This window comes from Pseudomonas sp. TSO6, from assembly GCF_056098905.1.
In genome coordinates, this window is the sequence record NZ_JBLZWV010000026.1 from 246,804 (window position 1) to 272,357 (window position 25,554).

22 protein-coding genes are annotated in these 25,554 nt (G+C 60.6%); 9 read left to right on the forward strand and 13 right to left on the reverse strand.

Annotated features, from left to right (window positions below):
• The first annotated feature begins 140 nt into the window (after nucleotides 1–140).
• On the forward strand, nucleotides 141–1,049 hold the full coding sequence (gene glsB / locus ACN6NG_RS10870; RefSeq protein ID WP_016499031.1) for a glutaminase B: 909 nt from the start codon (nucleotides 141–143) through the stop codon (nucleotides 1,047–1,049).
• On the opposite strand, the gene ACN6NG_RS10875 is transcribed toward glsB, so the two are convergent.
• Complete coding sequence (locus tag ACN6NG_RS10875) at nucleotides 1,050–1,973, reverse strand: LysR substrate-binding domain-containing protein (protein WP_474313954.1); 924 nt, start codon at nucleotides 1,971–1,973, stop codon at nucleotides 1,050–1,052. It abuts the gene before it with no gap.
• 138 nt (nucleotides 1,974–2,111) lie between these two features.
• Between ACN6NG_RS10875 and ACN6NG_RS10880 the strand changes: the two genes are divergently transcribed.
• A complete protein-coding gene (locus ACN6NG_RS10880) occupies nucleotides 2,112–2,936 on the forward strand; it encodes a phytanoyl-CoA dioxygenase family protein (RefSeq protein ID WP_474313955.1) in 825 nt (274 codons plus the stop codon).
• A gap of 80 nt (nucleotides 2,937–3,016) precedes the next feature.
• Entirely contained in the window at nucleotides 3,017–4,408 is a 1,392-nt protein-coding gene (locus tag ACN6NG_RS10885) for an amino acid permease (RefSeq protein ID WP_049277737.1), read from the forward strand.
• A 259-nt stretch (nucleotides 4,409–4,667) separates the two neighbouring features.
• Here the strand turns inward: ACN6NG_RS10885 and ACN6NG_RS10890 are convergent, their stop codons facing one another.
• From ACN6NG_RS10890 to ACN6NG_RS10910, 5 genes are all read right to left on the reverse strand, one after another.
• Nucleotides 4,668–5,483, reverse strand: coding sequence for a DUF6708 domain-containing protein (locus ACN6NG_RS10890; RefSeq protein WP_474313957.1), 816 nt, complete (start codon nucleotides 5,481–5,483; stop codon nucleotides 4,668–4,670).
• A complete protein-coding gene (locus ACN6NG_RS10895; RefSeq protein ID WP_474313958.1) occupies nucleotides 5,480–8,692 on the reverse strand; it encodes a T6SS effector BTH_I2691 family protein in 3,213 nt (1,070 codons plus the stop codon). Before ACN6NG_RS10895 ends, ACN6NG_RS10890 begins: the two co-directional genes overlap by 4 nt.
• Nucleotides 8,693–9,225: 533 nt before the next feature.
• On the reverse strand, nucleotides 9,226–10,578 hold the full coding sequence (locus ACN6NG_RS10900) for an MFS transporter (RefSeq protein WP_474313959.1): 1,353 nt from the start codon (nucleotides 10,576–10,578) through the stop codon (nucleotides 9,226–9,228).
• Nucleotides 10,579–10,641: 63 nt separating this feature from the next.
• Nucleotides 10,642–10,824, reverse strand: coding sequence for a hypothetical protein (locus ACN6NG_RS10905; protein WP_063426887.1), 183 nt, complete (start codon nucleotides 10,822–10,824; stop codon nucleotides 10,642–10,644).
• Between the two features lie 11 nt (nucleotides 10,825–10,835).
• A complete protein-coding gene (locus tag ACN6NG_RS10910) occupies nucleotides 10,836–12,536 on the reverse strand; it encodes an FAD-dependent monooxygenase (RefSeq protein WP_063426885.1) in 1,701 nt (566 codons plus the stop codon).
• A 173-nt stretch (nucleotides 12,537–12,709) separates the two neighbouring features.
• Between ACN6NG_RS10910 and ACN6NG_RS10915 the strand changes: the two genes are divergently transcribed.
• From ACN6NG_RS10915 to ACN6NG_RS10925, 3 genes are all read left to right on the forward strand, one after another.
• Nucleotides 12,710–13,177, forward strand: a complete 468-nt coding sequence (locus tag ACN6NG_RS10915) for an anti-virulence regulator CigR family protein (protein WP_474313960.1) — start codon at nucleotides 12,710–12,712, stop codon at nucleotides 13,175–13,177.
• A 126-nt stretch (nucleotides 13,178–13,303) separates the two neighbouring features.
• Nucleotides 13,304–13,528 (forward strand): hypothetical protein, encoded by a 225-nt coding sequence (locus ACN6NG_RS10920; RefSeq protein ID WP_132841491.1) that lies wholly within the window; start codon nucleotides 13,304–13,306, stop codon nucleotides 13,526–13,528.
• 151 nt (nucleotides 13,529–13,679) lie between these two features.
• Nucleotides 13,680–14,042, forward strand: a complete 363-nt coding sequence (locus ACN6NG_RS10925; protein WP_063426880.1) for a hypothetical protein — start codon at nucleotides 13,680–13,682, stop codon at nucleotides 14,040–14,042.
• A 57-nt stretch (nucleotides 14,043–14,099) separates the two neighbouring features.
• On the opposite strand, the gene ACN6NG_RS10930 is transcribed toward ACN6NG_RS10925, so the two are convergent.
• The 3 genes from ACN6NG_RS10930 to ACN6NG_RS10940 form a co-directional block, all read right to left on the reverse strand.
• Nucleotides 14,100–14,558 carry a GNAT family N-acetyltransferase gene (locus tag ACN6NG_RS10930; protein ID WP_474313962.1) on the reverse strand — a complete coding sequence of 153 codons (459 nt, stop codon included), beginning with the start codon at nucleotides 14,556–14,558 and terminating at the stop codon, nucleotides 14,100–14,102.
• A gap of 205 nt (nucleotides 14,559–14,763) precedes the next feature.
• Entirely contained in the window at nucleotides 14,764–15,528 is a 765-nt protein-coding gene (locus tag ACN6NG_RS10935) for a hypothetical protein (protein WP_063426876.1), read from the reverse strand.
• 64 nt (nucleotides 15,529–15,592) lie between these two features.
• Nucleotides 15,593–16,870, reverse strand: coding sequence for a bifunctional O-acetylhomoserine aminocarboxypropyltransferase/cysteine synthase (locus ACN6NG_RS10940; protein WP_474313963.1), 1,278 nt, complete (start codon nucleotides 16,868–16,870; stop codon nucleotides 15,593–15,595).
• A 209-nt stretch (nucleotides 16,871–17,079) separates the two neighbouring features.
• Between ACN6NG_RS10940 and ACN6NG_RS10945 the strand changes: the two genes are divergently transcribed.
• The 3 genes from ACN6NG_RS10945 (at nucleotide 17,080) to ACN6NG_RS10955 (ending at nucleotide 19,500) form a co-directional block, all read left to right on the forward strand.
• A complete protein-coding gene (locus ACN6NG_RS10945) occupies nucleotides 17,080–17,898 on the forward strand; it encodes a hypothetical protein (RefSeq protein ID WP_232251926.1) in 819 nt (272 codons plus the stop codon).
• A gap of 169 nt (nucleotides 17,899–18,067) precedes the next feature.
• Complete coding sequence (locus tag ACN6NG_RS10950) at nucleotides 18,068–18,229, forward strand: hypothetical protein (protein ID WP_474313965.1); 162 nt, start codon at nucleotides 18,068–18,070, stop codon at nucleotides 18,227–18,229.
• Between the two features lie 317 nt (nucleotides 18,230–18,546).
• A complete protein-coding gene (locus tag ACN6NG_RS10955) occupies nucleotides 18,547–19,500 on the forward strand; it encodes a hypothetical protein (protein ID WP_474313966.1) in 954 nt (317 codons plus the stop codon).
• 43 nt (nucleotides 19,501–19,543) lie between these two features.
• Here ACN6NG_RS10955 and ACN6NG_RS10960 read toward each other — a convergent pair whose 3' ends face one another.
• The 4 genes from ACN6NG_RS10960 to ACN6NG_RS10975 all read right to left on the reverse strand — a co-directional run bounded on the left by ACN6NG_RS10960 (nucleotide 19,544) and on the right by ACN6NG_RS10975 (nucleotide 25,531).
• A complete protein-coding gene (locus ACN6NG_RS10960) occupies nucleotides 19,544–20,314 on the reverse strand; it encodes an SDR family NAD(P)-dependent oxidoreductase (protein ID WP_474313968.1) in 771 nt (256 codons plus the stop codon).
• A gap of 579 nt (nucleotides 20,315–20,893) precedes the next feature.
• Nucleotides 20,894–23,338: a TonB-dependent receptor plug domain-containing protein gene (locus tag ACN6NG_RS10965; protein WP_474313969.1), complete on the reverse strand. Its 2,445-nt coding sequence runs from the start codon at nucleotides 23,336–23,338 to the stop codon at nucleotides 20,894–20,896.
• 98 nt (nucleotides 23,339–23,436) lie between these two features.
• Complete coding sequence (locus tag ACN6NG_RS10970; protein WP_063426870.1) at nucleotides 23,437–23,934, reverse strand: RidA family protein; 498 nt, start codon at nucleotides 23,932–23,934, stop codon at nucleotides 23,437–23,439.
• A 16-nt stretch (nucleotides 23,935–23,950) separates the two neighbouring features.
• Nucleotides 23,951–25,531: a flavin monoamine oxidase family protein gene (locus ACN6NG_RS10975; RefSeq protein ID WP_474313971.1), complete on the reverse strand. Its 1,581-nt coding sequence runs from the start codon at nucleotides 25,529–25,531 to the stop codon at nucleotides 23,951–23,953.
• Nucleotides 25,532–25,554 lie beyond the last annotated feature (23 nt).

Consider the following 25,554-nt stretch of genomic DNA (forward strand, 5'->3'; position numbering starts at 1 on the left):
TGCGGAACGTGACGCTGCTCACACAGTGTGCTGTGTGGCGCACATGCGTTTCTTGCCGAATGTGTGATCTATGCCGCCCAGTCTTCGTCAAGCATGCGACCCCTTACCGACGTCTGAAGGGGATTGAGCCAGGGCCTTTCATGCAAACGCTGTTGAACGAGATTCTTGAAGAAGTACGCCCCTTGATCGGCAAGGGCAAAGTGGCTGACTACATCCCAGCGCTGGCCGACGTACCGGCGCAGCAGTTGGGCATTGCGGTGTATAGCAACGATGGCAGCCATTACTGTGCAGGCGATGCAAGCGTGCCTTTTTCGGTGCAGAGTATTTCCAAGGTGTTCAGCCTGGTTCAGGCAATAGGCCACTCAGGTGAAGCCATTTGGGAGCGGCTTGGCCATGAGCCTTCAGGCCAGCCGTTCAATTCGCTGGTGCAGCTGGAGTTCGAGCGCGGGCGCCCGCGCAACCCGTTTATCAATGCGGGGGCGTTGGTGATCTGCGATATCAACCAGTCACGCTTCGCAGCACCCACGTTGTCGATGCGTGATTTTGTTCGACGTCTTTCGGGCAACCCTCACATTTCGATCGATGCCCGTGTCGCCGATTCGGAATATCAGTTCCGCGCGCGCAACGCTGCCATGGCTTACCTGATGCAGTCTTTTGGTAACTTCCATAACGAAGTCGAGCCGGTGCTGCGCAGTTACTTCAGTTACTGCGCGCTGCAAATGAACTGCCTGGACCTGGCCCGGGCATTCTGCTTCCTGGCCAACGACGGGTTTTGCAAGCACAGCGAAGAGCAAATCCTCACCCGGCGCCAGGCCCAGCAGGTGAACTCGATCATGGCCACCAGCGGGCTGTATGACGAAGCCGGTAATTTCGCCTACCGAGTGGGGTTACCAGGCAAGAGTGGCGTGGGGGGCGGCATCGTGGCAATCGTGCCGGGGCAATTTACCGTATGCGTCTGGTCCCCCGAGTTGAATGCTGCGGGCAACTCCCTCGCGGGCATGGCGGCGCTGGAGTTGCTGAGTTCGCGGATCGGGTGGTCGGTGTTTTGATCAGTGGGCGGGCTTGCCGGTAACGGAGCCTGCTATCTGCTGAGTCACCCAGCCCTTGAACGCCTCCGCTACCGGCGACGGGTGCATGGCGCCTGACTGAGCCAGCACCACTTTTTGTGGTGACACCTCTTCCAGTAATGGCAGGCACAGCAGCGGTGTACCGTCATAGCAGTGGTCGCCGGCGGGGCGGGTGCACGACAGGGCAACCCCGTAGCCATGCGCGACCAGGCCGCGTTGCATCTCGAAGGTCTGGGTGTATTGCTGGGTGCGCGGTTGCAGGTTGTGCGCCCAAAACAGTGAAAGGAAATACTCACGCGTTTGTGCGATGTCCTCAAGAATCAGGCATTCCTGGGCCAGTTCATGCAGCGGTATGGCTGCCAAGTGGGCCAGGCGATGGTCTGTGGCGATGAGCGCATAAGGTTTCAACTCGGCCAACACCTGGCGCGGCAGCGAGGGATCAAGGCCTATGTCGTAAGTAAGCGCGAGCTCCGCTTTGCCGGCACTCAGGTGGCGGTGCACGCCTGCCAGGTCCGTTTCGAACAGCGTTACCTCGACTTCGGGGTACTGCTTGCGAAAGCTCGATAGCAGCCGCGGCGCGTAATAAGGGCCCAGGTCCTGAAAGCAGATAAGCGACAGGTTGCCGCGCAGCGAGCCTTGCGCCGTATCGGCGTTCTGATTCATGGCGATGGCCATGCCAATGATATCGCGGGCCTGGGCCAGCAAACGCGTGCCCGCTGACGTCAACTCCAGCCCTCGGCTGACTTGGCGCCGGAATAGCCGCTCATTCAGCGCCTCTTCAAGTTGGGCAATAGCAACCGATACCGACGGCTGTGAAACGTGGCGGGCTCTCGCCGCAGCGCTGATGCTGCCGTGTTCGGCCACGGCGACGAAGTACTCTAACTGCCGGAACGAGAAACCTATCATTTTTTCCTATACTCCGGATTAGGAAATATATTCTTTTCCTATTGGTGCCGAAAAGCAATACTCGCCGTGCACCCTGCTTGTCCCGCTTACCTTCTGGCAGTGGTGCTGTTGCCCAATAAAAAGACCAAAGGGTGCTTTATGAAACAGTCCGCCGAATTTCAACTCAGCGAAGAAACCATCGAAGCTTTCCAGCGTGATGGTGCCGTCTGCGTACGTAATCTGTTCACGCCGGAGGAAGTTGCACTGCTCGAAACCGGCATCGAACAGAATCTGAAAACCCCCAGCGAGCGCGCCAAAGTGGCGAGCCGCCCCGACGACCCGGGTTGGTTCTTCGAAGACTTCTGCAACTGGGGCGATATCGCGGCCTATCGCCAGTTCATCTTCGAGAGCCGGGTGGGTAGCGTTGCCGCTCAACTCATGAACAGCGAAACAGTCCGGCTTTATCACGATCATCTGCTGGTCAAGGAGCCCAACACGCGCCAGCGCACGCCTTGGCACCAGGACCAGCCGTACTACAACATCGATGGGCGCCAGAACTGCAGCATGTGGATGCCTATCGACCCCGTCGCAAGGGAGTCCACCCTGGAGTTTGTAGGGGGCTCGCACCTGGGGCCGTGGCTGATGCCGCGCAGCTTCCTCGACAGCCAGGCGCAATGGTTCCCGGAAGGTAGCCTGGCCGACTTGCCGGATATCGAGGCCGACCGCAGCGCCTGGAACATCCTCGGCTGGGAGCTTTCCCCAGGCGACGCCGTGTTCTTCCACATGCTGACCTTGCACGCTTCTGGAGGTGTCGGGGGCAACCGCCGGCGCCGTGCCTTCTCGGTGCGTTTCCTGGGCGACGACATTACTCACGCACCGCGCCAGTGGAAAACTTCACCACAGTTTCCCGGGCTCGAAACACAATTGGCCAGCGGTGCCCAGATGAACCATGAGTTGTTCCCGGTGCTGTGGCCAAGGGCTTGATGATTGAATAAATGCGTGCCTGATTAAAACGCACAGCATCTGCGTTGTGCGGACCTGATAATAAAATCAAGAAGGTATCTATGAGCGCTCAATCTTCACAACAGCTGAAGCGGGGTCTCTCTACCCGGCATATTCGCTTCATGGCATTAGGTTCTGCTATCGGTACGGGGCTGTTCTATGGCTCGGCATCGGCAATAAAACTGGCAGGGCCATCAGTGTTGCTCGCCTATTTGATAGGGGGTGCAGCCATTTACATGATGATGCGTGCCCTTGGCGAAATGGCGGTTCATAACCCGGTGTCAGGCTCGTTCGGCCACTATGCCAGCCAATACCTGGGCCGCTATTTTGGCTTTCTGACTGGTTGGAGCTACGCGTTCTCCATGTTGGTGGTGTGCCTGGCAGATGTGACGGCGTTTGGCGTCTACATGGGGCTGTGGTTCCCGGAAACACCCGCCTGGATCTGGGTGCTTGGAATAGTGTTCTTCATCGGGGCGCTGAACCTGTGTAGCGTGAAAGTGTTCGGCGAGATGGAGTTCTGGCTGTCGTTGCTGAAGGTGACCGCTATCGTTGCCATGATTGTGGCAGGCGGGGCTGTGCTGCTGTTGGGTATCCAGTTGAATGACGAGGCAGGCACTGTTGCCGGCATCTCGAACCTGTGGAGCCACGGCGGGTTCTTCCCTAATGGCATCGGAGGGATGATTGCTTCGTTCACCGTTGTGATGTTCGCTTTTGGCGGGGTCGAAATGATCGGCATTACCGCAGGCGAGGCAAAGGACCCGAAGCGCGTGCTGCCTAAGGCCATCAACTCGGTGCCTCTGCGCATTCTGCTGTTCTATATCCTTACCCTGTTCGTGCTCATGGCCATTTATCCCTGGACCAGCATTGGCAGCCACGGTAGCCCATTCGTTCAGATCTTCAGTGGCCTTGGCATCAGCTCAGCGGCAACCGTGTTGAACATCGTGGTAATTTCCGCTGCGGTATCAGCCATCAATAGCGACATATTCAGCGCCGGGCGAATGATGTACGGCATGGCTCAAAACGGCCAAGCGCCTTCCGGCTTTGCATCGCTGTCGCGTTTCGGTGTGCCGTGGATGACGGTTGCAGTGATGGGCGTCGCTCTGCTGTTGGGCGTGGTATTGAATTACCTGGTGCCAGAAGACTTGTTCCTGGTGCTTGCCGCGGTGGTCACTTTCTCCATTGTCTGGGTCTGGTTGATGATCCTGCTGTCGCAAGTGGCCATGCGGCGGGGCATGAGCAAGGAGGAGGCTGCGGCACTGGATTATCGGGTGCCGCTGTGGCCGGTAGGGCCAGCTTGCGCGATTGCGTTCATGGTGTTCATCTTTGGCGTGCTCGGTTGGTTCCCGGCCAGCCGCACCGCCATGTATGTCGGGGTTGGCTGGTTGGTCCTTCTGTCTTTGGGCTACTGGCTGTGGGGTGTACGTACACCGCGACCAGTGTCAGCCAGCGCATGAGGCATTGAACTGAGCGCGTTCCGCATTGCGAGGGGACCGGCCCCTTCGCGGGTAAACCCGCTCCCACAGGGACCGCGCTGACTTTTGGATTTTGCTCAGGCTGCTGCTCTTGCAGGGGCGTCAAAATCTCCAAGTCATGTGCATTACCTGTGGGAGCGGGTTCACCCGCGAACACCGGCAAAGCCGGTGCCATCCAGCGCGCTGTCTCGTCCTGCAGGCCAGATCTTGGCCGAATCGCCAGCAACAGGTGCGGTAGTTTTCAGCAGACCTCATCCGTTGCTGGCGCAGTGCGAGACTCAAGGTCGATTTCCGTTGGCCACTGTACTTTCGGCGCCAGGCAATGCATGTGGCTCAGGCCATCGTCATCGTTCCAGTCGCGGGGTAGGTGCACGAACTTGGGCAGGGCTTCAGGGCCTTGTTGCATGAAGAGCCGGGCGATGGCCCAGAAAGCCTTGCCCTCATGCAGGGTATGAGTGAAGAAGACGCGATCAATGACTTCGTCAGTCTCAGGATTACGGACTGACAGCATGACGTTTTCGATCAGGCCACCATGGCCAGGGGCGTAGATTCGGTAGACCTCGGCGGTGACGTCGTCCCAGTTGTAGGCGACGGGTTGGACACCCCAGCGCTTACGGCTGAAGATGAAGATGCGGTCGAACTTGTACTCGTAAATGTAGATTTTTCGACGTAGGCGATTGAAGCGAATAGGTTCGTCTCTGGGGATGACAAGATCCAGCCTGATGTAAGGGATAAGTGCCCACATCATTACGGGCGGGCCGAGCATAAATAAAATATTCATTAACCAGTCGCGCCCCCAGCCGTAGATAAATAAATCCCAGTACAAAGAAAGTGCTAGGCCGGCGCAAAATAATAGTCCAGGAACACCGACTAGCGCTGAAAACCCTCGGAGGCTTACCGTTTTTCTCGGTAATTCAAGGTGCACGTCATCAAATTGATTGGGTGGAGGGTTTACATGCGCTATCCAATAGTGGGTTTCTGGTTTTTCTCCCACTGAAGGCAGATCGTAGCTCCAGCCTATCGCGCGCTCACTCAACACCTTAGGTTTAACTGTCATTCATTTATCTCTCGAGAGCAAATTTCAATATAGGCGTCCGGTAAGTTACGGTCGGGCCAATACATGAGCAGCAGGGTGGCTGCGCCGAAGGTGTGTCTTCCAATCGTAGGAGCTAGCGGTACGGTCCCTGAAATTTCGAGCTGAAAATCATTGCCATCTTCAGTGGAATAAGGTCTTCGATGCTCATTTGTAGAAAAGTCATATGCATAATCTGGGTGCCGGGGTGGTGCGAATTTAGAAAAAGAGGATGATGGAGAAAGTGGTTTTGTTGGGAGTGCTAAGTATTCGCCCGAGCCAATGGTTTCTCCGCCCACGTAATCCGGGAACGTTCCATCACCGACACGATGTGCCATCAGTTTCCAGCGGTACGCAGATTTCGCCTCACTGAATTTGGGTAATATTATGAAAAACTTGAGTTTTTGCTCCATGCTCAAGCTGACCAAACCTCCTATTTTTGGGAGGGTAGGGTCCGTAGCCAAGCTTGACTCAAAATTGAGATTTGCCTGCACGCCCAGCGTCGCCGCATTCAATTCAGCGAACGCTATATCTGAGAATTCCGGAGCTTTCCAGTGTATAGGAGGGGTTTCATTGGCGAGCCCAAAATGGCATCGGCGTGCCCAGCGTTCGAGAGGAGTTGATTCATTATTTTCCGCTCGCTTGCTCAACTCATAGGCGAGTAGAGCTAATGTGACTGCCACGCCCAAGGGGCCAAAAACGAAGGGCCTGAAAACTGCAAACGCAAACGCCACGGTACTCGTGCCAGACGCTACGGCTGCAAATGTAAATTGGCGATCAGCCGTATTATCACCGGCGGCCTTAGTGCGTTTCTTCGCCGATATTGCTTGTGCCGTGTCGAAAATCCCTGCGATGGCACTCAGTGCCGCACCGATTTTAATTATTGCCTGTCCAGTGACAGCAACTCCCTTAGCCCATGGCCTATGTATGTTGCCGGCGCCGGACCGCGTTATGAGTCCGATTAACTCAATCTGCCCGCCCAATATCCCCAATAGCGAACCCTGCAACGCCAGTTTGGCCTCGTAAGCCTTTGGCCCAATCTCTGCTTCCGCCTTATCCTGGTTTCTGCTCAGACTGTCGTATTGCAAGTACAACCCTCCAATCGCGAGCAATACCTCCCAGCTACCTGCCACACCTCGCAAGCCGCTAAAGCCGGTCCGCACAAGCTGTGCCGCCTGCTGCGAAGTGATGCGCATGTCCTGCAACACCTTTCGTGCATTCGCCTCCAAGGTTCCCGCCGCGACCGAGATATCCATTAAGGCAATCTGCGTCGCGCTGCTCGCCTGGGTCACCCTCATGCTGGCTTCCTCAATCAACCGGCCTCGCACGTCTTCAGCGGTGCCCTCGACCCACACCGTTACGCTGATCATGGTGTGGGTAAACCGCGGGTCGAGCACTGCCAGGCTCATCAGCCCGTGCTGAATGATCGGCCGCACCTTGTTCCAGGCCTTGGTCGAATGGATGTCGATGTCATCGATGTTGCGATGCATCCGGTCCCGTGCCTCGGCAATCGAGGCATTGGCTTTGTGCTGCAATTCGCGTAGATGAGCACTCTGCAGGGCGTAGTACTCGCCCAGCTTCATCTTCACTTCCAGCTCGATGAGGTGCACGCCGTTGTAAAGGAACTGGGTTGCACTGTTCAGGTGCCGCACGGCGCTCTGGATCCCATGTGGCAAATTGGGCGACAACCGTTGGCTGGCGGCGTTGAGCGCGCCCTGGATTTCGGCAATGGCTTGCTTGAGGGTGTTGCGCATGCGCAAGCCGGCGTCGTCGCTCGCAATGATCTTGCTCAGCATGCCGTAGAGCTTGTCGCTGTCATTCCAGTTGGTGACGTCGGAAAAGCTGGGAAGCAGCCCGGCCAACAACGCACGGTCACGCATCAACAACGCGCGATAGGGAGGGCTATCAGGATCCTGTAGCCATTTCTGCCAGAGCGTTTCGGTGGTGCCGGAAGCGGGACTCACATCGGACGCCACCGCCTCGGTAATACCGCCACCTAGGCATAAGGCCATGGTCTTGGCATACGCCACGCCAGACTCACGATGATCGCCGTCGTAGTCGTATTGCTCGGCCACCTTGAACATGGGCGTGTCGAACAGCGCGGTATAAGCATGGGCGTCCTTGTCGATGTAGCGCTGAAACTCGGCTTCCTGCTGGTCATACCCGGCCTGGAACGCCGCTCGCTTCGGTTCGTGGTAGCGCTCCTCAAGACGCTCGTCACTTTCCAGCTGGGCTCGTTCTACCAACCGTTGACGTTCCACTGCCGGGTCGACGAACACCGGTGGCCCATCGCCGGTCATCGGTTCCAGCGACGGCACCTTCTGCGCCGCCCACTCCCGGTGCGTGGCACGAATGGCCTGCAGGATCTGCGAGGTCTGCAACTGGTAGGCACGCATGGGGTCTTCACGCCAGACCTGGCGCTTCACCACCCAGTTCAACCGCTGATGGTTGAATTCCTGAATCAGGCCAACGGTATCGTCGAGCACCACCGCCAGCACGCCGTTCTCCAGCTTGTGCCGGTTCATCGCGTTGACCAGGTACCCCTTCAAGGCAAACCTACGCAGCTTGCGAGTGTGAAAGCCATGCGCACTGTCAAACGGCGAGCCCCCATGCTGGGCGTACTCGAACACATCCTTGTCGACCTGCAGGTTATCCGGCGTCATGGCAATGCCCAGTAATTCTGGGTTGTTACGCGCCTGGGTCAGGTCAACCCCCTCGAAGCGATGTGCAGGTGCCTGGCCCTTCTTGTAGGCATTCAGCACGCTCGCCGGCCAAGGGTCGCTAGAGAGAGCCAGCCAAGCGCTGCCATACCGGTCGGTATCGATGTTCAGGAAGGATGAAGGAATGTCGTGGTTTTCATTGGCGCAATTTTCGGGCAGCGATGCGGGTAGGCCGTCCGACGGTTCGTAGGGGTTGAAGCGGCGCAGGTGGCCCTGTTCGCTGACTTCGTAGGCATGCCAGACCTGCTGATCGAGCAGCACATACAGGTAACCCATGCGCAAAGTGCGCAGGCCCATCTTCGCCGAGATATGCAGGCTACCCGCCACAGTCGTGATGCACTCCGGTCGGGTATCCGGCACCAGGGCGCGGCGCAGCGGCAGGATCGGCAAACCTTGCCGCTCGCAGGCCATGCACTGGTCAGAAGGCAGCCCGGCTTCGGCTGCCGCAATGGCGATACGTTGGCTGATTGTCAAAAACGACCTCGCATTGAAAGGGACCGTGATGGTCCCTGAACACTAACGAGGAATCGCTTGCCGGAGGTTCCTGGGGTGTCCTAAAACCTTGTAGGAAACGTCTCTAAATGAGCCATTGGACAATCATAAAACTGTCCACTCATAGGCTCGGGAGCCATGCCGAGGCTTGTGGGAGCGGGCGCGCCCGCGAACACCGGCAGCGCCGGTGCCATCCACTGCGTCGAATTCTTCGCGGGCATGCCCGCTCCCACAGGTACTGTGCAGGCTTCAGGCTTGCGGAATACCAGTGGGGGCGGCTTTAGCCGCGAACACCGGCAAAGCCGGTGCCATCTACCGTGTTGGATTCTTCGCGGGTGAACCCGCTCCCACAGGTACTGTGCAGGCTTCAGGCTTGCGTGATACCTGTGGGAGCGGGCGGGCCCGCGAACACCGGCAACGCCGGTGCCATCCACCGCGTCGGACTCTTCGCGGGCATGCCCGTTCCCACAGGTTTTTCCGTAAGGCTCGGGTTTATCGAGGCGGCCAACCGCCGGCTACAGCTTTTGTGCATGCTTTGGGACCGATGCGGGCGAGGGCAGGGGCAGCATGAAGGTCAGCAACGCGCCTATCACCAACAGCACTGCGGCATAGACAATCCCGGCCGTGAAATTTTGGGTCAGGTCTTTCAACCAGCCAACCACCAGCGGGTTCAGCGCCGAACCTGTGTTGCCGAATGCGTTGATCACCGCAATGCCAGTGGCGCGCGCCTTGAACGTAAGCGCCTGGTCCGGGGTAGTCCAGAATATCGACATGGCGGTGTACGACCCGGTGGCGGCCATGCAGATGCCGCACAGTTGCACCATCGGGTTACCGGCATAAGCGGCAAACATGCAGCCGGCAGCGGCCATCAGCATAGGCAGCACCAGGTGCCATTTGCGTTCCTGGCTGCGGTCGGAATGCAGGCCCCACACCACCATGCCGATGATGGTGCACACCTGCGGAATCATCGCCAGAAAGCCAATGGTGCTGTTGCTGCTGTCGGCGACACTGATGCTCTTGATGATCAGCGGCGTCCATACGGCGATCATGGCCAGCGTGTTGACCAGGCAGAAATACACCAGGCTGAACATCAGCACCGTGGGTGAGAGCATTTCGCGCAGCAGGCTGCCGGGGCCGTCTCCTGTTGTGTGGTTGGAAGGGGAGTTGTCTGCGGCCAGGGCATGCTGCAGATGTTGCTTGTCTTCGCGGCTCAGCCAGCGGGCCTGCTGCGGCGTGTCGTTCAGGTAGCCGAACACCACAAAGCCCATGATCACCGAAGGCAGGCCCTCCAGCAGAAACAGCCACTGCCACCCGTGCAAGCCCCACACGCCATCCAGCCCCAGTATCAGCCCCGAGATCGCCGACCCGAAGCCTGCGGTAAACGGCATCGCGATCATGAACAGGGCGTTGGCCCGTGCCCGGTAGGCCGCCGGAAACCAGAACGTCAGGTACAGCAGCACACCGGGCAGAAAGCCTGCCTCCGTGATACCGACCAGAATCCGCAGCAGGTACAGGCTGCTGGCATCGGTCGCGAAAAGTGTCGCGGTCGAGGCCAGCCCCCAGGCGATCATCAGGCTCCCGATCCATTTGCGCGCACCCACCCTGGCCAAGGCCATGTTGCTGGGGATACCACAGGCGATATAGGCGATGTAGAACAGCGTGGTTGCCATGCCGAACTGGGTGCTGCTCAGGCCTAGGTCACCCATCATGGTCAGGCCGGCAAAGCCGATGTTGATCCGGTCGAGAAACGACAGCACAAAGCACAGGAACAGAAAGCCGAGCAGGCGCCTGGACACTTTGCGCATCACGGCTTGCTGGGGGTTGTTGGCGGTTTCTGTCGTTGGAATGGGGGCAATGGTCTGATGCATGTGGGCGCCTGATTATTATTGGTTTCAGCGGCACCGGCTCCGGTGCATTGGCAAGGGCAGGTACTACAGGTCTTGAAGCGCGCACTGGGCAAGTTCGGTGAAGGCCTGGGCATCGCCAAGCGCATGGGCGCTGAGCAGCGCCAGCTTGGTCAGGAACAGCTCGGCCTTGGCCGGTGTGGCCTGGTCCAAAGCGTCTGCCAGTACGTCGTAAACCACTTCCAGGTCTGTTGCGGTCAGGGTGTTCATGGCGCTTCCTCTCAGTGCTTGCCCAAGGCAGTGTCGATGGCGGATTGCAGTTGTGCGGCCGATACCTGCAGCCAGCGGGCGCAGATGTGCTGGTCTGGGCGCACCAAGTAAGCGCCATTGCGGGGGATGCCATACTTGGCGGCGATGCGGCCGGTGGTGTCGTCGATCAGTTGGTCTGCCCCGGTGATGATGGCCTGGGCGTTTTGCGCAATCGCGATGATCTGCAAGGGCACGCCGCTGCTGCGAATGGCAGTCGCCTGCTCGATCACGTCACTTGGGATGCAGTCACTGTCGGTGAAATAGAGCAGGTAGAAGCAGGCACCCAAGTGGTCGAACAGGTAGTCGTCTTCGGCCAGCCTGATGTTCAGCAGCGGGGCGCCGTTGCGCGGGCCGGCAGTGAAATGCTCATTGTCGTCAGTTGCACAGTTGAGCACCGAGTCCGCGTAGTCGTGTGGCCGCGAGGTCCGCCAGTGGTACAACGGGCGGACGAATGCCTGGGTCAGCGACAGCGACAACACCGCATCGCGTACCAGGCGGTAACCCGCAGTGGGTGGCGCCATGAACCGGGTGCTCTTGCCGGCCTCGCCGATGATTTCCCGCGCCGCACTGACGCGTTCGGTGGAATAGGACGGCAGCAGCTTGGGGCCTGCCAAACCCTTGTGGGTGAGGGCCAGTTTCCACACCAGGCCATGGCAGTCCTGGAACCCGGTATTGGCGCCACGCACGCCGAAAATCGGCAACAGGTGTGCCGCGTCCCCGGCAAATATCACGCGCTTGTGGATGTAATTCGGCAGGGTCAGCGCCCGGGTGGAATAGACCGAGCTCCAGTCCATTTCCCACTGTGGGTCTTCAACGCCAAGCATGCGCAGCTGGGCATTGATGCGTGTGCGCAGTGATTCCGGTTGCAACGCCTGTTCCGGGGTTTCGTTTTCGGGCAGTTGGTAGTCGATGCGCCAGATATCACCCGGTTCGCGGTGCATCAATACGGTGTTGCCCGGGTTCCAGTCCGGGTCGAAATAGGCCAGGCGCTCGGTGGGCAGGCCTAGGTCGATCTTGATATCAGCAATCACGAAGCGCCCTTTGTACGCGGTACCCTCCAGTTTCAGCGCCAGCAGGGTGCGCAAGGTTGAGCGGGCACCGTCCGCCGCTACTACCCAATCAGCGTCCAGTTCATAGCTACCGGCTGGGGTATCGATGCTCAGCCGGGCGAAGTCGTCATACTGTGCCAGGCCGGTTACGCGGTTTCCCCAGCGCAGGTCTACCAACGGATCAGCCTCGGCGGCCTCGACCAGCAACTGCTCCAGGCAGGGTTGTTGCAGGTTGGTCATGGGCGCGTAGCGGTCGTCAGGGTCGTGTGGGTTTTCCATTCGAAACACCAGCTGGTTGCGGTAGAACGAATTGCCACAGCTCCACGGCAAGCCAAGCTCGCAGACCCGCTCGGCGACACCTACCTGCTGCAGGATTTCCATCGAGCGACGGGTGAACACGATCGCCCGGCTGCCCTCGCTCACTTGCCGTTCCGCCGCCAGTACCACGCAGGCTATACCATGACGGGCAAGGTCCAGGGCAGTGGTCAGGCCGATCGGGCCGGCGCCTACCACCACTACAGGTTTGCGTTCAACGCGGGCGGCCCCGACGCTGGCCGTATGGGCGGGGAAGACTTGATAGTTGAAATAGAGGGAGCGACGCGACTCGCTATGGGGCTGATGCATGTGGTGCACATCCTTATTTTTGTAGCTTTTCAGGTGTGCAAGTGACTGTACTCGAGGCGACAGCCAGCGATGTCCCCTTGAGGGGACAACTGCAATTTCCACGGCCTGCAGAGCGAAGCAGGCGCTGCCCACTGTCTATAATGTGGGCAACTCTTCGCGCGACGGATGCTCACATGGCCAGATCAACAGTCCTTACAGCTGTTCTCACCTCATTGGCCTTGGCCTTTGGCCCGGCGCTCGCTGACCCGGGTAACGGCAAAGGCCAGGGCCAAGGTCAGGGGCACGGCAAGGGCCAGGCTCAACACTCCCAAGGCCAGGGTAATGCGGGCGGCCACAAGCAGAGCGCTGGCGGCAAGGACTGGCACGGCGGCCCGTCCATCGACCGTGGTGATGTGCTGGGCATTCTCGGTGGCCACCGCAGTTACTGGAGCCCAGGCCCCGCATTGCCTCCAGGTATTCAGAAGAACCTGGCGCGCGGCAAGCCCTTGCCGCCCGGAATCGCCAAAAAACTGGATGGCCGCCTGGTGGGGCAGCTGCCGCACTATGACGGCTATGAGTGGATGCAGGCGGGCGCGGACCTGATTCTGGTCGCTGTGGCGACCGGGATCATCTATGAGGTGTTGAACGGGGCGTTCGACTAGGGCCGCAGGCAAGGGTGTCAACCGCTGCCGTCAAGGCGGGCTGGAATGAGTCAAGCGGCCGATTGCTGAATTATTTCTTGTCCTTCAGGTCAGGTAATGAGTCCCTTATCTGCTTCTGAGGTTCTCATGCACACGTATACCGTTCGCTACCTGCTCAACGGCCAGCCTGCCAGTCATACCTTTGAGCTGAAACAGAATGCACTCGCCCTGCACGAAGCGGCGCTTCACCTGATGGTGCTGCACTTTGGTGATGGCGAGAACAGCCTGGTCATGCCGCCCGCCGACGCCACCCCTCTGCAGATTCTTGCGCAGGCAGAGGTACTGGGTTTATCGCAAATCCAGCTGGCTTGACCGCTGCCAGTTCAAGCCGCCTGCACCCTGGCAAGCAAAAGCCGCGATCCCGGCCTTTTGCACCACCGGTCGAACACAAGGCACTCTCACCAGCCGATTTCTCTCTGAATAACAAGCGCACCTTCGCCGCGCTGCAACCAGGAGAACGCCCATGGCAATCGACCACAATGGCCCCGACTCGCCCTACCCGGGGCCAACGGAAAATACCACCGACGCAGAGGCGGCCCACGGCTCGGGCCTTGAAGAGGCTGAGTCCGAGCCCAAGCAAGGCGTCGGTGAAGCCTGGTCCGAAAAGCGCCCGGTAGACTGGGACCCACCTCCCGGCAATCCCGGTTCGGACCAGGACGGGCAGCTCGACCGGGACAACGGTACCGCAAGAACCAACGATGAGCAGGCGGGGGCAGGTGATGGAGAGGTTCCATTACCCGCAGATGATGACGGCCCGATCGAAGAGGAAATGAAAGACGTGGAGGCCAATAACTCGGTTTCCGCCGAGCATCCTCAACCGCGTTGATGGCGTTTGCCTTACAGGGCCTGATGCCAACAACCTAAAGGCGTCCAGGCCCTGCCATCATGGTTCGATCAGCCGCTTCTCCATGATGATCGTGCGTTCATCGCCGTGGTATTCATCACGTACTTTGCTGTACCCCAAGCAGTTGTAGAAACCCTGCGCCGTAATCGAAGAGGGCACTCGCAACCGCTGCGAGCCACGCATCAGCGCCTCGTTTTCGACTGCCAACATCAACTGCTCGCCGATACCCGACCGCTGATATTCGGGGGCGACGAATACGCTTCTGACTACATCATCTTCAAGGCTGGCAGTAGCCACGACCTCATCGTGATTAGCCGCAACGAAGATCAGGCGTTTCTCAAGCAGGCCTGCAATGCGCGCTTCGCTGAACGATTTTTCGACCCTGGCAATGGTCGCGGCGTCGTAGTCCGCTGCGTTTGTCTGGCGCAGGGCGGCGATGATTACTCGGCTAATATCCGCAGCATCTTCTGGTCGCGCCCTGCGAATCTGATACTTCATGGGGTTACCTCAATTCATTGATCTGGCACGGCCACTGTGGGAACGGGTTTACCCGCGAAGCAGCCTGCGCGGAGTATGGCACCGGCTGCGCCGGTGTTCGCGGGCAAGCCCGCTCCCACAGGTATGGCGCCAGGCTCAAACGTTGCACCGCCCCTGTGGGAGCTGGCTTGCCTGCGATGGGCTGCGTAGCAGCCCCTCTGGCGCATCAACGCCGCCGTAATACGGTAGCCAGCCCAACGGTCAGCACTACGGCGCAAAGCATGGCCAGCCCGATGGTCAGGCCAACGCCCCACACTTCGAGCAGCGCCGCCAGCACAAGATAAAACGCGATCACCCCCACCGCACCGATCGCATTGCCCCGCACCATCGCTACCATCCCGGCCCGCCCGCCTTGTACATGGGCGAACACCACCAGTGGCCAGGCAATCACCGGTATCGGGGCGAGCATCCCGCTGGTCGCCGGGCCCAACCAACTGGCCAGGCTGGTGATGATCATCAGCAGGCAAGTAGCAGACACCATGCGCAGGGGGATCTCCCAAAATCGCTGACGGGCGCGGCTCAAAGTCTCGGGCTTGGGCTCACGGCCGCTGGCGCGTATCAGCACGCCGATCAGCACCAGTGCCACGGCAATCGACAGGGGCAGGGTGCCCCAGTGGGTAAACGCATAGGCGGCCACGCCATAGCACAGCAACGCCAGCAGCACGGCCACGGCGGTGCCGAGCCTGCGCGTGGCCAACAGGTAGAAGGTGTAGGTGGCCTGCACCGCCGCCAGGCCGCCCAGTGCGCCGGGTATCGCGCCCAAGGCGAAGGCATTGCCCTGTTCCAGGCACAGGAAGGTCATTACCAGGGCCGAGGTGATCGGCAGGCCGGACAGCAACCCACCCAGCAAACCGCCCCAGCGCCGCGAGGCGAGAGAGATGGCCCACATCAGCAGGGGGGTGACGATAAGTTTCAGGTAGAACAAGGTCATTGCGGGTGTATCCAGGCTAGATGACGGTGCGCCCGCCGTCGGCATTGGGTAGGGCGCGGATGATTCACCCGCGGCTGGCCTCCAGGGCCTGGGCCAGGTCGGCGATGATGTCGTCACTGTGCTCGATGCCTATCGACAGGCGCACCATGTCCCGCGGCACGCCGGCCTTTTCCAGCTCCTCGTCGTTGAGCTGGCGGTGGGTGGTGGAGGCGGGGTGGCAAGCCAGTGACTTGGCATCGCCGATGTTTACCAGGCGCACCACCAGTTGCAACGCATCGATGAAACGCGCACCGGCAGCCTGGCCGCCCTTGATGCCGAACGACAGGATCGACGCCGGCTTGCCGCTGGTGTAGCGCTGGGCCAGTTCATGCTCGGGGTGGTCGGGCAGCCCGGCGTACTTCACCCAGGCTACCTGCTCGTGAGCTTGCAGGTAATGGGCGACTTTCAGCGCGTTCTCGGTGTGGCGCTCCATGCGCAGGGCCAGGGTTTCCAGGCCTTGCAGAATCAGGAAGGCGTTGAACGGCGACAGCGCGGCGCCCATGTTGCGCAACGGCACCACGCGGCAGCGGCCAATGAAGGCGGCGGGGCCGAAGGCTTCGGTGTAGGTGACGCCGTGGTAGGACGGGTCGGGGGTGTTGAGCAGGGCGAAACGTTCCTTGTTATCGGCCCAAGGGAACGTGCCGGAGTCGATGACGATGCCGCCGATGCTGGTCCCGTGGCCGCCGATGTACTTGGTCAGCGAGTGCACGACAATGTCCGCGCCATGTTCGAACGGTCGGCACAGCACCGGGGTAGCCACGGTGTTGTCGACGATCAGCGGCACACCGTGGCGGTGGGCGGCTTCGGCCAGTGCGGCGATATCGACGATATTGCCGGCGGGGTTGCCGATGGATTCGCAGAACACCGCCTTGGTGCGCGCGTCGATCAAGGCTTCGAGGGCGGCAATGTCGTCATGGGCGGCGAAGCGGGTTTGGATGCCCATGCGCGGCAGGGTGTGGGCCAGCAGGTTGTAGGTGCCGCCGTACAGCTTGGCCACCGAGACAATGTTGTCACCAGCCTCGGCGACGGTCTGGATGGCGTAGGTGATGGCCGCCATGCCCGACGCCACCGCCAGCGCGCCAACCCCGCCTTCGAGGGCTGCCATGCGCTTTTCGAGTATATCGTTGGTAGGGTTCATGATGCGCGAGTAGATGTTGCCGGCCACTTTCAGGTCGAACAGGTCGGCGCCGTGCTGGGTGTCGTCGAAGGCGAAGGAGGTGGTTTGGTAGATCGGTACAGCCACTGCCTTGGTGGTCGGGTCGGGGCTGAAGCCCGCGTGGATGGCGAGAGTTTCCAGCTTCATGCAATCGGTCCTTGAGCGTGGGGTGGAAGCGTTTGAGCATGCGGCGGTGGGGGGAGTGGGTCAAGGACGTCGTGGTGGCGCCATACCGCAGCCCTAGGGCGCGGCTTGCCGAAGCCGGCATAAATTGGCAATCTCCGCCGCAATATCAAAAAGATATCATGCAATGTTCCAGGCCCTGTGCATGGACGCTTATACAAAAGGGATTTCCCATGCCGCACGCTGTAAAAACGATCACCCAGGCGCTGGATGAAGCACGTGTCTTGATGGCCGATTGGGTCGTGCCCGAAGGCGCCAGTGACGCAGACACCTTGGGCGAGCTGGTCGGGGTGCTGGATAACCGAACCCTGAACGACGCAATGCGCACCTTGTCGGCGCCATTTCATCAGGGCATCAACCGCAAGCTGCTGACCCCGCGCTACAAAGTCGCCTTCGACCTCCTGCACAAGTACGGGGTCATGGTGGACCCAAGCTCACTCAGCGATGAAGTAATCGAGCGCCTCTACCCGCGGGTCAATTACCCGCGCTTCAGCTATGGGCAGACCTTGCGCGAGTGGAGCGACGCGGTACTGGGCGAAGGCGAGCAGGTGCAGTTCTTTCTGCCGCAGGCCCCGCGCCGTAATACGCACTTGGCCACCGTGCAGTTCCTCAGTGATGACATCCGCGAGCTAACCGACGCGTTGGTCAAGGCTGCCTGCCCGGCTGATGAGGCAGAAGTGGCGGGCGTAGAGGAAGACAGCGCCTATGAGCCCGAAGTGCGGCTGGCCGCACCCACTGAGCTCGCCGCCGAAGCGCAGGACATTACCTCGGGGGCGCGGCGAGGCATCAACACCCTTATTGCCCTGGGCGAGGAAGCCGAGGAACGCTGGTCGCCGGCCATGCGTGAATGCATCGCTGCGGTCAGGAAGAATCACGAGCGGGATGAAGAAGCAGACACGCTGGACGTGATGGTCGAGTTGGTCGACCGCCTCGACAAGCTGGCCCGTGAAGCCCGCAAGTTGCTGCAGGAGCGCGACACCGGCACATGCTGACCGCCCGCCGCCCCAAGCGCTGGTACGAATTCTTCACTAAGCCCTGGTGACTGCGCCAACTGTAAAGTTATGCAAAGTTTCCCTGTGCCATCACCCCACAGCTCTAGAATCCGCCCGCTGCCGAACCGGCTACTGGCAGGCAGCAGATCTAACCCTGTGGAGCGTTCCAATGAAGTCGAAACATCTTTTCCGTGCAGCCCTGGTTGCAGTCCTGGTATCTAGCCTGTCGGGTTGCTGGATGTTCATGCCGCCGGGCGGTGGCGGCGGTCACGGTGGTGGCCACGGCGGTAGCGGTGGCTTCGGTGGCCATCAGGGCGGTGGCCCTCGCTGAGCTGACCTCGCGATGGAACGCACTGCCTCGGCCGGGATGCAGCTGGGCACCCGGCGCGAGAGCATGCCTCAGCACTTACAGGGCCGACCGCTCGTTCGCCCCTCCAGCTAGCCGCTTGCCATCCTGCCCCTAGAAGCCGCTCCCCCCGGCTGCCCAAGTTCTACCTCCCGCGTAACCCTTCGCGATGTGGTGGTCGCCGATTCGAGCAGCCGTTGGACGCTGTCGTTCCGATGATGACAAAATGATGTCGTTCAGGCTTCCTTCAGTATTCCTGGCTCAATTCCCTACAGTGGCTCTCCAGGCGTTCAGGCACATTCATGTACTACGGAAACTATACCGATGGGCTCATCGCTGGCCGACAGCAAGGTCATCAGGTGGGCTATGACGAAGGTCACAGCGACGGGCGCAAAAAAGGTGAGCAGATCGGCTATGACCAAGCGTGGTATGAAGCGGGTGGGATGATTGATGAATTGCGCCTGCAAGTGAATTATCAAACGGCTGTAACGCAGCAGATGCACGCACATGCCTATGAACTGGAAAAACAGGTTCTGCAGCAAGAAGCTTATATCGATGAGCTGAAAGCGCTGCTGGAAGCGCAGGACGCGCAGGTCGATACATTGACCTCAGAAAATGCTGAGCTGCAGGGTTATAGCGATCGGTTAAGGGCGTACGGCGAAGAATGCGCCGCTTTTATTGAGGGGCAAGAAAAGAGGCTGGAAGCGCTTGTCGTAGAGAACACGGATGGTCAGCAGCATCGCCAGCGAATGCACCAGCAAGTCTCAGAGTTGGTTGATTGCTTGAAGAGTGGGCAGGTCTATGCTCGCGAATTGGAAACCGATCGTGAATGGGTTGATGAAGCCAATAAAACCCTCGTGCGTGTGTTCAACCACACAATGCTGGTTATGACTGCCGTCTTTGCTGCATTCGAAGAACAGGAGGAGTCCCACGCGCTATCAAGGGCTGTGAATGTCCAGGCTTCATTCGAGCGGCATTATTTTGACCGGTTGGAGTACGCGTTGAACGCAGGCTTCATTGGTACTTCGCCGGACAGGGATGCCGATCTGCAGGTTTGGGCGCCTCAGTTTAGTGATCAGCTATTTACTGTCATGCGCCGCGTCCATCACATAAGTTCCATCGCTCAAGCACGCTATCCTTTATGTGGACCATTTCCCGATCTGATCACGTCCCTCATCATGGATGGCCGCACCATCAGGCCGGTTTTGGTTGAGGTTCCGGATGACCTTGATGAAGGCGAGCCTTCCCGAGATTGATGAAAGGGCTTGGCGGTCCTCAGCGTGGGGTTGGCCTGATAGCTCACCACGCTATCCTCTCGCCATCCCACCCCCAAAAACTGCCACTCTCCGACGGCCCAAGCCGTCCCACCTGCTCAATCACACACCGTGCAGCAAACGCCGGTTCAAACAGCTGCCCCTCCGGCACATTCCCTTGAAACGGCCGTGAGAGTTCGGTATCGGTAGTCCCCGGATGCAGCGCCAGGACCGTGGCGTTCGGGTTCAGGCGTTTCAGTTCGATGCTTGCCGTGTGCAGCAGCTGGTTCAGCGCCGCCTTGCTCGCACGATAGCTGTACCAGCCGCCCAGTCGATTGTCGCCGATCGAACCAACCCTGGCCGACAGAGCTGCAAAGGTGGCGGGCTGGTTGCGCAGCAGTGGCATCAGGTACTTGAGCAACAGAATCGGTGCGAATGCATTGGTGGCGAAGCTGGCCTGTAGGCTGTTGAGGTCCAGTTGGGCCAGCGATTTCTCGGCTTTGGTGCCCTCCTGGTGGAGGATACCGAGTGTGCTGATAACCAGGTGAAGGTGCGGGCAGGCAAGGCCCACCTCATTTGCAACCGCAGCCAGCGCCAGCTCGTCGCGCGCATCGCAATCCAGCAGTACCACACGTTCGCCATGTGCCCGGGCAAGGGCAAGCAACCCGTCAGCGGTGCTGGCATGCCGCGACACAGCCCAGACCCGGCTTACATCATCGCGGGCCAGCAACGCCGTACACAGTGCCAGGCCGATACCTCGGCTGGCGCCACATATCAGCACGCGGGCATTGTCAGATAATCCGGGGATCAGGCTCATTGGGTGCGCCTCATGTTTCGAATGAATCTAGCCCACCGGCATGGTCTTTTGTTGTAAATATGCGTTCTAGCTTGTGTTTTTGGGGCCGCTTTGCGGCCCATCGCGACACAAGGCCGCTCCTGCAGGCGATCGCGATTCCTGTAGATACTCTGTTGGCGGTCAAGCTTTTCTAAGGTACTCAGAGCTGAAAAGCTTGGCCGTATCAAATGGTTCACCGGTGCGTATATCGCCCATGGCAATTTTGCTGGCAATGGCCCAATAGCTCAGGCTTGCCATGCCCTTGTAGGAGCAGCCTTGTGCTGCGAAGAGGCCGGCAAGGCAAAAGATCATCTTCGCCAGCTATGGCCACTTCGCAGCACAAGGCTGCTCCTACAGGTACTTTGCATGGCTTGAAACCAGTGCCTGCTTGGCCCGGTTCAGCGGCTAGATCAGGTAATCGAGGATGGTCTGCTCACCGGTGCGGATATCCCCCATGGTAATTTTGCCGGCAATGGCTCAATCGGTCAGGCTTACCATTTCCTTGAGCGGCCTTGTGTCGCGATGGGCTGCGCAGCAGCCCCAGTCTGCAAACGGTGCCTATCAGAAGTTGTAGGTCAGCCGGGTGAAGTAATAACCCCCGGTAAAACCATACGGCGAATACGCCCCATACCCCTTGGTCATGGTCTTGCTGCTGGGGTTCTGCCGTTCGGGGTAAACATCAAACAGGTTCTGCGCCCCCACGGCCAGGTTGAGGTCTTTGGTCAGCTGATACCCCACGTCGATATCGGTGATCCAGCGCGCCTTGTACTCCCGGTCCAGGCTGCGGTCGGTCGCCGAGTTCACTTCACGCCATGAACCATAGCGGGTCAGGGTGAGGTTGCTGGTCCAGCGCTCGCGTTGCCAGTTGGCGCCCAGAATCAACTTGGTGTGCGGCTGCACCTCCGTCAAAAAGTTGCGCGCCTGGCGGTCCATCAGGCTGTAGTCCGTGCCCTGGATAGTGACGTTCTCCTTGTAGCTGAGGATCTGCGTCTGGTTCCAGTTGAAGGCAGCTGTCCATTTCAGTTGCCCCCAGTTGCCCAGGTTCTGGTCGAAATTGCCGACCAGGTCCAGGCCCTTGGTGCGGGTGTTTGCGCCGTTGGTGAAATAGCGCCCGCCAGAGGTGGAGTCGATGCCGTTGTCCAGCAGCGCCTGGGTCACTTCGTCGCCCAGCAGGGTACCGGTGAGCGTGATGCGGTCGCGCACATTGATCACGTACGCATCCGCAGTAAACGACAGCTGCGGGGCAGGCTGGTAGGTCAGGCCCAGGCTGTAGTTGGTCGAACGCTCGGGCTTGAGTGCGGTGGCGCCCAATGCCTTGGCTGCCGCCGAGTCCACCGGCAGTACGCCGTAGTTGATCGATTGGTACACACCATTGACCACGCCGTAGGTAGTCGAGCGGGCGCTGAACAGGCTGTTGGCCAGCGACGGTGCACGAAAGCCGTTGCTGACCGTGGCGCGCACGGCTAGCTCGGGGGTGAACTCGTAGCGCGTGGTCAGCTTGCCGCTGCGGGTGGCGCCCACTCCGCGGTTGTAGTGTTCGTAGCGCAATGCGCTGCCCAGGTACCACTGCGGCAGCGGGTTGAAGCCGACGTCGATGTAGCTGGCCACGCTGTTGCGGCTGGTGCTGGTGGCTTCGTCCGGCGAGATTCCGTTGGTGACCTGTGCACCGGAGGCGGCGCAGTCGCCGGGCGCACGGCAGTAGCCGCCGTTGGCCCACGAGGCCCAGTCGCCATCGCGCACCTGATAGGTGTCACGGCGGTGCTCCAGGCCCCAGGACAGGTCAAGCGGCTTGTCCAGGCCGATGTCGAAGCTGCGTTGCAGGTCCAGGTTGCTGGTCAGCTGTGTGGCAATCCAGGTGCCCGATTCGAAATGGTTGGGCGTGGCCTCGCCCAGCGAGGCGTTCTGGTTGTGCGTGGTGCCCTGCAGCGCCTCGTTGCGCCCGTAGGTGCTGGACAGGTCCCAGGCCCACTCGCCGGCATTGCCCTTGGCGCCGAAGGCGCCCTGCACATCATCTTCCTCGATGTACCAGGTGGGCGTGTAGCCACTGGGGTAGCCGTTGGGGCCGGTGGTGATGGTGTTGGTGATGGTCGGCAGGCGGAAGTTCTGGCCCTGCTCGGCCTTGCGGTGCGAATAGGTGGTGAAGGAGTACAGGGTCAGATCGTCGCTTAGCGGCAGTTCGGCGTTGTAGCCCAGGGTCAGCAGGTTGATCTTCGGCGTGCCGTAGCCGCCGTAGGTCGACTTGCCGGCCTTGTCGAAGGCTTCGGCGTAGCTATAGCCGTTGGCGCTGGCCTTGTTGTCGTCGTTCTGGCTGCGTGCATCCAGGGCCAGCTGCACGATGCCGCTGTCACCGATCTCGAAGCCCTTGTTCAAGCCTTGTTGCACGGTCTGCTTCTTGCCGTCGTAACCCTGGCCTGCATTGGTCACCGAGGTGCCGGAAGCGTCGGCTTTGAGGATCACGTTGATTACCCCGGCAATGGCGTCGGAGCCGTACTGGGCGGCTGCGCCATCGCGCAGCACCTCGACGTGGTCGATGAGGCTGATGGGGATCAGGTCAAGGTCGGTGGGCGCTGCGCCCGCATGGATGCCGCTGATGTTAAGGGTGGCGCTGGTATGGCGGCGCTTGCCGTTCACCAGTACCAGCACCTGGGCCGCATTCAGCCCGCGCAGGCTGGGCGCACGGGCCATGCCGCTGGCGTCCCAGCCGGTCTTTTCCGGCAGGGTGAAGGATGGCACGGTGGCGCTGAGGGCTTCCATCAGGCCGGGCTTGCCGGTTTGCTGCAGTTGCTTGGCGCTGATCACATCAATCGGCACCGGGCTGGTGGTGACGGTGCGTTTTTCCGAGCCGCGGTTGCCGGTGACGATCACGGTGCCCAGCTGTGACGCGGCCGTGGCCTGGGTAGCGCTTTCGGCAAATGCGTCAGGCGCGGCCAGGCCGGTGGTACCAAGGGCCATGGTCAGCAGTGCGGGTTGCAGGCGCGGGCTGGGCAGTTTCAAGGCGTGAAGCATGTTCGCTCTCCATGAGCGCTGTCGAACAGCGGGTGCACAGGGGCCGCCCGCCGGGTGGCCCCGGCAGGCAAGCAACAAGGGGGTGGGTTAGCGGCGTATCAGGGCGCTTTTGCAGCGACCGCTTCGATCTCGACCAGGGCGCCCGGCAGGGGCAGGGCCACCACCTGCAAGGCGGTGCGAGTTGGCTTTTTCGGTTGCTCGGCAGTGGCGAAAAATTCGGTGTAGGCGGCTTGCAGCCCGGCAAAATCCAGCTTGCCTTCGGTGGCGGGGTCGCCTACCAGAAACACCCTCAGCTGTACCACGTCACTCAGGCCCAGGCCCTGGCTTTGCAGGGCTGCCTGGATCTTTTTCAGTACCGAGCGGGCCTGGGTTTCGGTGTTGCCATAGGCGGCAATGGTCTGCGGTGGCGCCTTGGGGTCGGCGACGTCGGGCAGCGTCCCGCTGATGAAGGTCAGCGAGGTACCGGCGGGTACGGTGACCAGTTGCGAAATGGGGAACTTCGAACCTGGCGGGTCGACACGCTTGATGGTGTCGGCCTGGGCGGTAAGTGCGGACAGTGACATGAAGGCTCCAAGCAGCAGGGCAGTTGTGTTCATCAGAAGGCTTCCTTGTTCAGGCGGCGACGCCGCGTTGCTGTTGCAGGGCGTGCCGGGCGATCTGCCCGACTACATGGCGTGCCGAATCCGCAGCGCTGTTCTGCCAGATGCCCACCCCGCCATGGGCCAGTGCATCGCTGGCCAGCCAGGTGCGGCCCTGGGGCTGGTTGAGGTGCGAGTAGCCGGGTTCGGCCAGCACGTCATGGACAATCCACGGGCTTTCGCTGAACGGCACCTTGGACCAGTTCACCGCCACCCCGCGCTGCAACTTGCCGGCATGGCCCGGGTGCAGCGACTCCACGGCCTGGCGCGACGACGCCAGTTGCTGCTCTGTCGAACGCGTGGCGAATGTGCGCGCCACTTCGCCGGTGTTGTAGGTGCCCACCAGGATGCCCTGGGCACTGTTCAGGTGGTCGCTGGGGTACCACAGCAGCCGCGCTTCGTGGTTGATGTAGGAGAGCCCGCCGTAGATCTGGAACTCGCTTTCCCAGAAGCGCGGTGCCTGCCACGCCACCTTGTTGGCCAGGTCCGGCTTGGCCTGGGCGATGGCCGCCTGGGTGGTCTTGCCAAAATTGTGGTCAACCCGGGCCAGCAGTGGCAGGGGGATGGTGACGATGGCGTAGTCGGCGGTTTCCACCTGGGTCTTGCCGCTGCGACGGTCACGCCAGGTAACCTGGCTTGCGTTGTCGCCGGTGCGGATCGCCTGCACTTCGGCGTGCAGTTGCACCTTGTCCTGCACCTTGGCGTACAGGGCTTTGGCAATCTGGTCCATGCCGCCGACCGGCTGGAACATGGTGGCGGAAAACTCCGGGATCTCGTCAAACACCAGCGGCAGCATCAGGTTAGGGTTTAGCAGTTGCTTGAGTGCGACTGGCTGGCGCTGGATCGGGGTCTGGTCGCCCGCCCCGGCGAAGCGGGTATAGCCGGCGCGGACCGAGCCCTTGTAATGGCGCTGCTCGTCGAGGTCGCCGTATACCTTTAGAAAGTCCAGCAGGGCCTTCTGGTCGCCGGTGTCCAGTTCCTTGTCCAGCGCTTTGCCGCTGATGCTGCGCGACAGCAGTTCGCTGAGGTGCCCACGGGTGTCATTCACCGCCTGGCGCAGCAGCAACGGTGGCTGCGCAAGGTCTGGTTGGGCGAGGGCGTTGCGGCTGCTGTTGACCAGCACTTCCAGCGGCACGCCCAGCTCGCGGCAGTAGCCGAGGATGGTCAGGTGGTGGCTGGGCAGCCGTGCGGGTCCTGCATTGAAGTAGTGGCCGTTGTCGAAACGCACCTGCTGGCGGCTGCCGTCATTGTGCAGTACCTCGTCGCCGTTGCGCAGCGTCCAGGCGCGCCCGCCGATTCGCTCGCGGGCTTCCAGCACGCGCACCTCAAAACCGGCTTTGCCAAGTTCATAGGCTGCCACCAGGCCACTGATGCCAGCCCCCACTACCAGCACGCGCTTGCCATTGCCGGACGTGGCTGGCAGGCCCAGCGGCTGGAAGGTGCTGGCCGTGGCTGCAGTGGGCAACAGGCCCAGGGCGGACAGGCTGCCAAGCGCGGCGCCATAGCTGCCAGCGGCCATCAGGTGGGCAATAAGGTCTCTACGGGTCAAGCCCATGGTGTGTTCTCCTTGCAAGTGGA